Here is a 6,621-nt window from a genome sequence, read left to right on the forward strand (position 1 = left end):
TTAATTGATAAATTGTGAACGATTGAGTTTCGATTTAATGAAAAATTAATTTAAATCAATATTTTTCTAAAAAGCATTGTTTAAATTTGAAGTATGAAAGCAAGTTTTGAACCTTATATTTTGAAATTCAAAAATCCAAGCGGTACTTCGCGCGGCGTTTTGACAGAGAAATTGACGTATCTTTTTACATTAGAAGAAGATGGAAAAGAATATGTTGGTGAATGTGGATTGTTTAAAGGGTTGAGTTTTGATGACCGCCCTGATTATGAAGAAAAATTGCAATGGGTTTGTGACAATATTGACTTAGGAGTTGATGAATTGTGGCGTGAATTGCGCGAATGGCCTTCGATTCAGTTTGGAGTAGAGCAGGCTTTTCAGAGTATGTTTGCGAATCGTTACAACGAAAATTATACAGATAAATTGAATCCTGATTTGTATGAATCAGCTTTTTCGACAGGTGACCAAGGTATTCAGACTAATGGTTTAATTTGGATGGGTTCGATTGATTTTATGCGCGAACAAATCAAAGAAAAATTAGCGATTGGTTTCAACTGTATCAAGTTGAAAATCGGTGTTGATTGGGAAAATGAGCATAAGATTATTCAACAATTAAGACAAGATTTTTCTGCGGATCAATTAGAATTAAGAGTAGATGCGAATGGAGGTTTTACGTTTGAAGAAGCAAAAGTGGTCTTGCAACAATTGGCTGATTTAAAAATACATTCGATTGAACAACCTATCAAAGCTGGACAAATCGATTTGATGACGGAATTGTGTGCTACAACACCGACACCAATTGCGTTGGACGAAGAATTAATTGGAATTGTTCATCAAGAGGATAAATTCGAATTGTTAGAAAAAATCAAACCGCAATATATTATTCTAAAACCAAGTTTGGTTGGGGGAATTAGAGGTTCGTTGGAATGGATTAATGCAGCAGATACATACGAAATTCCGTTTTGGATAACATCAGCATTGGAAAGTAATATAGGCTTAAATGCTATTGCACAATGGACAGCGATTTTATATCCAGAAATGCCACAAGGATTGGGCACAGGAGGTTTGTTTACAAACAATTTCCCAAGTCGATTAGAATTAAGAGGAGAATATTTATTTCGAAACAAATTAGCATGAATAAAGTAATTATCGCATTTTTTGCAACAATCGTTTTAATGAGTTGTCAAACGACAAAAAAAACAATTGATTTAGTTGCAATTCAAAAATATCAAACCGAATTGGCGACTTTTTATACTGATCTTAAAACGACGCCATTGGTAGACGAAGAAAAAACGAATTTCAAAGGCATTACATTTTTTCCGATCAGCGAAAAATATATAGTGAAAGCGAAATTTACGCCAATCAAAGATGGAAAGGTGATTCCGTTTCCTACTTCTGCGAAAAAAATCAAAAATTATAAAGAATACGGAACGGTAACGTTCATGTTGGATAATGTTGAACAAACGCTGACGGTTTATCAATCTTCACCAATTATGGAGAAATATGCAGACAGTTTGTTTTTACCTTTTATGGACGAAACAAACGGCGTGACGTCTTATGGAGGTGGACGTTATTTGGATTTGAGTACAAAGGATTTAGGTACAACAGCCAATGAAATTACGTTGGATTTTAATCAAGTGTATAATCCATATTGTGCATATAGCAAACATTACAATTGTCCCATTCCGCCAGCGAATAATGTGTTGGATATCGAAATTAATGCAGGTGTAAGTTATCATAAATAGAATGTTGTATTTAGATTTTTCTCAACCTAATTTTGATGTCAACGCTATTGAAGTTACCAACGAATTTGAACAATCCGTAAAAGATTTTTTGGTTGAATGGTTTTCTGATTCTGAGGTGATGATTGCGCATACTTCGGGGTCTACTGGAACTCCGAAAGAGATTATTTTAACCAAAAAAAATATGCGAAAAAGTGCGAATATGACGGGAAAATATTTGCATTTAGAGAAAGGAAATTCGGCTTTATTGGTGATGCCTGTTACTTATATTGCTGGAAAATTGATGTTGGTTCGTGCAGTAGAAATTGGTTTGAAATTGATTTGTATGCAACCGACTTCGCATATTTCTCTGGATGAAATTAATAGTGGAATTTCACAAAATTTTACCTCGATTGATTTTGTTGCGTTAACGCCTATGCAAGTTGAAAATTCGTTAGATTTTGTTTCAAGATGTCAAAAGTTAATTATCGGAGGAGCGCCTCTTTCGGAGAAAGTGAAACAAGAATTGTTTGCTTTTGAGAACGAAGTCTACGAAACATATGCAATGACGGAGACGATTACACATATTGCGTTTAAACAAGTTGCGAATCAAAAATATCCTAATGCAGAACAAGTTTTTGAAGCGTTTGATGAGGTAACGATTTCACAAGATGAGCGAGGTTGTTTGGTGATTGATACGCCTTATGATGGATTGCAAGTTGTAACGAATGATGTGGTTGAATTGATTGATACACGAAAATTTAACTGGATTGGTAGAGCGGATAATGTGATTAATTCGGGTGGAATAAAATTATTTCCAGAACAAATAGAAAATAAGCTGAAACCGTTCATTGATTCTGATTTTTATATCACTTCAAAAACGGATGAATTATTAGGTCAGAAATTAATTTTAGTTGTGGAAGGAGAGCAGAGGAGCTTGGATTTTTCTTTGGCAGATTTAACCAAATATCAAGTTCCAAAAGAAATTATTTTCATTCCTACATTTTCTCGAACGGAAAGTGGTAAAATAAAACGACAACAGTTTTAGGATCGACCTATTTTTTTATTTTGTTCGTGTATTTTACCTAAAATAGCTTAATTTTATCACTACTAAAACTTATACTGTGGATTACAATCGACTTTTTAATGATATTTTTTTCTTGATTTTTGATGATAAAATGGATGAAAATCAATATCCTATTTGGAAAAGTTTTTCGTTTATTCACAATCCAATTCAGCAATTAATTAAGGCACAAGATTTATTAAATCAGTTGCTACACGAATATCCAAAAGATAAAAAAGCACTTTTTCTGAAAGGAGTTGTTCAGCGCAATTTAAACTTCAACGAAGAATCGATTTTGTATCTTTTAGAAGCAAAAAAGGAAGATTATTACTTGTATGCTGCGAATTTCTACATTGCCGAATATTATATTCATAAATTGAAATTTGATGAAGCGCAAAAGTATTTGAAAGAAATTGAAATTGTGTATCCTACCAATCAACGTTTTCTTTTCTTATCAATTTTAGTGAGTTTGGAATTGTTTGAATTTGATGAAGCTAAACGATATTTGAATATTTTGTATCAATTGGTTGAGGATAAACAAGTTTTAGAATTATTGAGTAAAAATCTTCAGATCACAGAAGAAATTGTCTTGAAAACGACAAATCGATTGGTCTTAAAAAATTTCAAGTTGAGAAGTTTTAATTATAATCTTCAGCTCAAAACAAATTTGATTGCTTTTTATAAGAATTTCGCTGATATCGGGGTTAATTTTAATGGAATCAATTGCTTTATAATGGCACTTACCTTGAAGCAAATTACGTTGTATCCGACGTTTCATAATCTTGAAATTTATAATGTTCAAACGATTTTAGATTATATTGATGTTGATAAAAAAGGGATTCAAATGCGCTTAGAAGACATTGATTTTGACCATGATTTTGTCAAAAATTACCACGAATATTTAGAAGTCGAAATTCTATTGAAAGAAGATTAGTTTTTTTACTCAACTACATTTTTCTCAAGGAAATATTTTTGTTGTGATCTTGAATCGAGTTGAAGATGACTGAAGTAGTTTAGAATAATCTGAGATTCTTCGACAGGTTTAGAATGACAATAATGTCAAGTTGAGTTTATTTCAGTTTTGCATAAATAGATGAAGACTTTTCTATTGAAATGATAAATAGGTAACGTGAATAAAAGTGGACAATCAGAAAAAAAACTTTAATTTTGCTAAAATTTATAAGATGGAATTTGTTCAAGATAAGGAAGAAGTTTTTGATAACGTCGAGTTGTTTTTGGAAAGTCTAGAAGTTGGAACGGATGAAGAAAAAAAGAAATCGATCCAGTTAATCAAAAAATCGAAAACATTTTTGGTGATTGATGCGGACGAGGTGATGGTTTTTGCGCCAAGTACATTTATTGGCATTAAAGAAAATAACATTCAGCAGTTTACAGGGAAGTTATTGGAGCACGAAACCAATCCCATTCTAACGAAATTGTTCGGTTCTACACCAAAAATTGATAAAACTTTGGACGAATTATTTTTAGATTTTTGCGACGAAATAGAAGTTAATCGCAATGATGTTGGGATTTCCCGAGACTATTGGATTATAAAAGATATGTAAAAAAAGAGCTTTTCATCTACAACTGAAAAGCTCTTTTCTCTTAAAAGGCTAAAGAATAACATTGATTTTTGCTTTGCTAATAGGTTTTATTCCAGCCAAAGCGCCATCAATTTCGCACTTCAACAAACCACTTCCTCCACCATAATGATGGATTTGCTTTATAGTAGGGAAATAAGTGCTTATCCATTCCTCCATTTTCTCTACCTCCGAAGCACCAATTCCACTACTGTATAATATTATTTGGACGTTGTTTGTTGATACGTATCCTTTCAATTCTTCTTGTGAGCAGGTACAAAATGCTTTCCAGTTTTCATTTTTGTTAATCACGCGTTCTAACGTGTCTACAATTTCTTTGTTTTTACCATAAACGGCGATTTGTACTTGCATATTAGATTAATTTTAAGGCAAAGTAACAACATAACGCATGGTCTAACATTGATTTACGATAAGAAATAAAAAGACATAAAAAAAAATCGTTCCAATTCGAAACGATTTCTATGTTTTATTGTTGATTTTCTAATTGTGCTAATCTTTCGGCAGCTAAATAAAATTCAGGATTCAACTGCAATGCTTTTTTGTATTCCTCTACAGCTTCGGCTTGTTTCTCAAATTTTTCTAGGATTGCGCCTTTGTTGTAGTATGATAAGAAATGATTTGGATTTAACTCGATTGATTGATTAAAATCGTTTAATGCATTTTCTAAATCATTCAATACAAAATAAGTATTTCCTCTGTTGTAATACGACAAGAAATGTGGTTTCATTTCAATTACTTTCGAATAATCTTCGATTGCTTTATCCAATTGTTGCAATTGATCGTAACAAAATGCACGATTGTGGTAACATGATTCGTAATCTGGATTAATTTCTAAAGCTTTATTGAAACATTCGATCGCCTCATCGTATTTGTTCAAATTCATCAATACATAACCTTTTTGATGATAAGCTACAAAACTTGCCGGATCAATCTCGATCACTTTATCAAAATTCTCAGCTGCTTTTGTTGGATTATATTGATTGAAATTTGCCATTCCTCTGTAGAAATAGAAGTTTGGATTTTTATCATCTAATTCAATTGCTTTATCAAAATCCTTGATTGCATCTGTATTTTGTTTCATATAATATTGGCTCAATCCACGACCGAAATATGAATTTGCCACTTCTATTTGACGCTTAATCGATAATGTAAAATAATCAATCGCTTTTCTATACTGACCTTTGCGGAGATATTGACTCCCATCTTCATAAAAACTCATAGTTCAATATTACAACAAACTCTTTAAATTTTAAATAAAAAATTTTAGAAAAGTTTATCTTTACGCAAAACAACACACATGAAAATAGAACATTTAGGGATTGCCGTAAAAGATTTGGGATTATCGAATGAATTGTTCGAAAAATTATTAGGAAAAGCACCGTACAAAGAAGAAGCAGTGGAGTCGGAAGGTGTGAGAACCTCTTTTTTTGAAGTAGGCGAATCGAAGATCGAATTGGTCGGTTCTGAAAAAAATGATAGTGCTATTGAAAAATATTTAGAAAAAAATCGCGAAGGAATTCACCATATTGCTTTTGGAGTAGATGATATCGAACTCGAAATAGAGCGTCTTAAAAATCAAGGGTTTACTTTTATTAACGAAACGCCAAAATTGGGAGCAGATAATAAACGTATTGTTTTTTTACACCCTAAAACAACAAATGGCGTATTGGTAGAGCTTTGCGAAGATGTAAAATAATTTTGAAGTTCAAAAAAATAGCTTTAATATTGCAAACGAATTAGGTGATAGCTTCCTTTTTATTGCTTAATTCTCTGGTCCTATAACTCAGTTGGTTAGAGTAGCTGACTCATAATCAGCAAGTCCTTGGTTCGAGCCCAAGTGGGACCACTTTATTGAAAATCAGACGTTTACAGTTGTGTAAGCGTCTTTTTTTTGACTTCATTTTAATCTATAAGTACAACATTTGTACAACAAATTATCTGATTCAAAGATAGTTATAATTTTCATTTGATTGCATTTTTAGTATATTTATAAAAATAATTCAAAACTAATCTAAAATGATCTTAGGAATAATTGATAAATATTTTACTGTAGCAGAAGATTTATATAGAATAAGAATATTGTCCAAAAATAATATTCAACGTTTCTTAATGTTGTTATATTTTCCTTTAATAATATCATCTTTAATACTTACTCAACCAAATCTTTCTCCATTAGTAATTTTAACTTTAGTAATATTCTCTTTTATTTTAATTATACCATCTATATATTATTTTACAT

9 protein-coding genes and 1 tRNA gene are annotated in these 6,621 nt (G+C 31.6%); 8 read left to right on the top strand and 2 right to left on the bottom strand.

The window, feature by feature from the left end; all coding sequences use genetic code 11:
- Positions 1-93 precede the first annotated feature (93 nt).
- The 5 genes from N5E64_RS15185 to N5E64_RS15205 all read left to right on the top strand — a co-directional run bounded on the left by N5E64_RS15185 (position 94) and on the right by N5E64_RS15205 (position 4,346).
- Positions 94-1,134, top strand: coding sequence for an o-succinylbenzoate synthase (locus N5E64_RS15185; protein WP_280038236.1), 1,041 nt, complete (start codon positions 94-96; stop codon positions 1,132-1,134).
- Entirely contained in the window at positions 1,131-1,742 is a 612-nt protein-coding gene (locus N5E64_RS15190; protein ID WP_221855293.1) for a DUF1684 domain-containing protein, read from the top strand. Before N5E64_RS15185 ends, N5E64_RS15190 begins: the two co-directional genes overlap by 4 nt.
- Before the next feature lies 1 nt (position 1,743).
- Positions 1,744-2,766: an AMP-binding protein gene (locus N5E64_RS15195; protein WP_280038237.1), complete on the top strand. Its 1,023-nt coding sequence runs from the start codon at positions 1,744-1,746 to the stop codon at positions 2,764-2,766.
- 76 nt (positions 2,767-2,842) lie between these two features.
- Entirely contained in the window at positions 2,843-3,715 is an 873-nt protein-coding gene (locus N5E64_RS15200; protein WP_280038238.1) for a M48 family metallopeptidase, read from the top strand.
- 250 nt (positions 3,716-3,965) lie between these two features.
- On the top strand, positions 3,966-4,346 hold the full coding sequence (locus tag N5E64_RS15205; RefSeq protein WP_280038239.1) for a hypothetical protein: 381 nt from the start codon (positions 3,966-3,968) through the stop codon (positions 4,344-4,346).
- Between the two features lie 48 nt (positions 4,347-4,394).
- Here the strand turns inward: N5E64_RS15205 and N5E64_RS15210 are convergent, their stop codons facing one another.
- Both N5E64_RS15210 and N5E64_RS15215 read right to left on the bottom strand, forming a co-directional pair.
- Positions 4,395-4,733 (bottom strand): hypothetical protein, encoded by a 339-nt coding sequence (locus tag N5E64_RS15210; RefSeq protein WP_280038240.1) that lies wholly within the window; start codon positions 4,731-4,733, stop codon positions 4,395-4,397.
- Between the two features lie 115 nt (positions 4,734-4,848).
- The gene (locus tag N5E64_RS15215) at positions 4,849-5,601 is read right to left on the bottom strand and encodes a tetratricopeptide repeat protein (RefSeq protein ID WP_038337013.1); all 753 of its coding nucleotides are present in this window, start codon (positions 5,599-5,601) and stop codon (positions 4,849-4,851) included.
- Between the two features lie 78 nt (positions 5,602-5,679).
- On the opposite strand from N5E64_RS15215, the gene mce reads away from it, so the two are divergent.
- The 3 genes from mce to N5E64_RS15230 all read left to right on the top strand — a co-directional run.
- Entirely contained in the window at positions 5,680-6,078 is a 399-nt protein-coding gene (gene mce / locus N5E64_RS15220) for a methylmalonyl-CoA epimerase (RefSeq protein WP_219034454.1), read from the top strand.
- A gap of 76 nt (positions 6,079-6,154) precedes the next feature.
- Positions 6,155-6,228: transfer RNA gene (locus N5E64_RS15225), tRNA-Ile, on the top strand.
- A gap of 170 nt (positions 6,229-6,398) precedes the next feature.
- Positions 6,399-6,621, top strand: a 223-nt coding sequence (locus tag N5E64_RS15230) for a hypothetical protein (protein WP_280038243.1), incomplete at its 3' end; no start/stop codon positions are given.

Origin of the sequence: Empedobacter sp. GD03739 (assembly GCF_029843245.1) — a bacterium.
GTDB lineage: Bacteria > Bacteroidota > Bacteroidia > Flavobacteriales > Weeksellaceae > Empedobacter > Empedobacter falsenii_B.

What these genes read in the sequence shown, in the direction of transcription:
- N5E64_RS15185 (WP_280038236.1), top strand. Translation starts at nt 94, where the DNA reads ATGAAAGCAAGTTTTGAACCTTATATTTTGAAATTCAAAAATCCAAGC.
- N5E64_RS15190 (WP_221855293.1), top strand. Translation starts at nt 1,131, where the DNA reads ATGAATAAAGTAATTATCGCATTTTTTGCAACAATCGTTTTAATGAGT.
- N5E64_RS15195 (WP_280038237.1), top strand. Translation starts at nt 1,744, where the DNA reads ATGTTGTATTTAGATTTTTCTCAACCTAATTTTGATGTCAACGCTATT.
- N5E64_RS15205 (WP_280038239.1), top strand. Translation starts at nt 3,966, where the DNA reads ATGGAATTTGTTCAAGATAAGGAAGAAGTTTTTGATAACGTCGAGTTG.
- N5E64_RS15210 (WP_280038240.1), bottom strand. Translation starts at nt 4,733, where the DNA reads ATGCAAGTACAAATCGCCGTTTATGGTAAAAACAAAGAAATTGTAGAC.
- N5E64_RS15215 (WP_038337013.1), bottom strand. Translation starts at nt 5,601, where the DNA reads ATGAGTTTTTATGAAGATGGGAGTCAATATCTCCGCAAAGGTCAGTAT.
- mce (WP_219034454.1), top strand. Translation starts at nt 5,680, where the DNA reads ATGAAAATAGAACATTTAGGGATTGCCGTAAAAGATTTGGGATTATCG.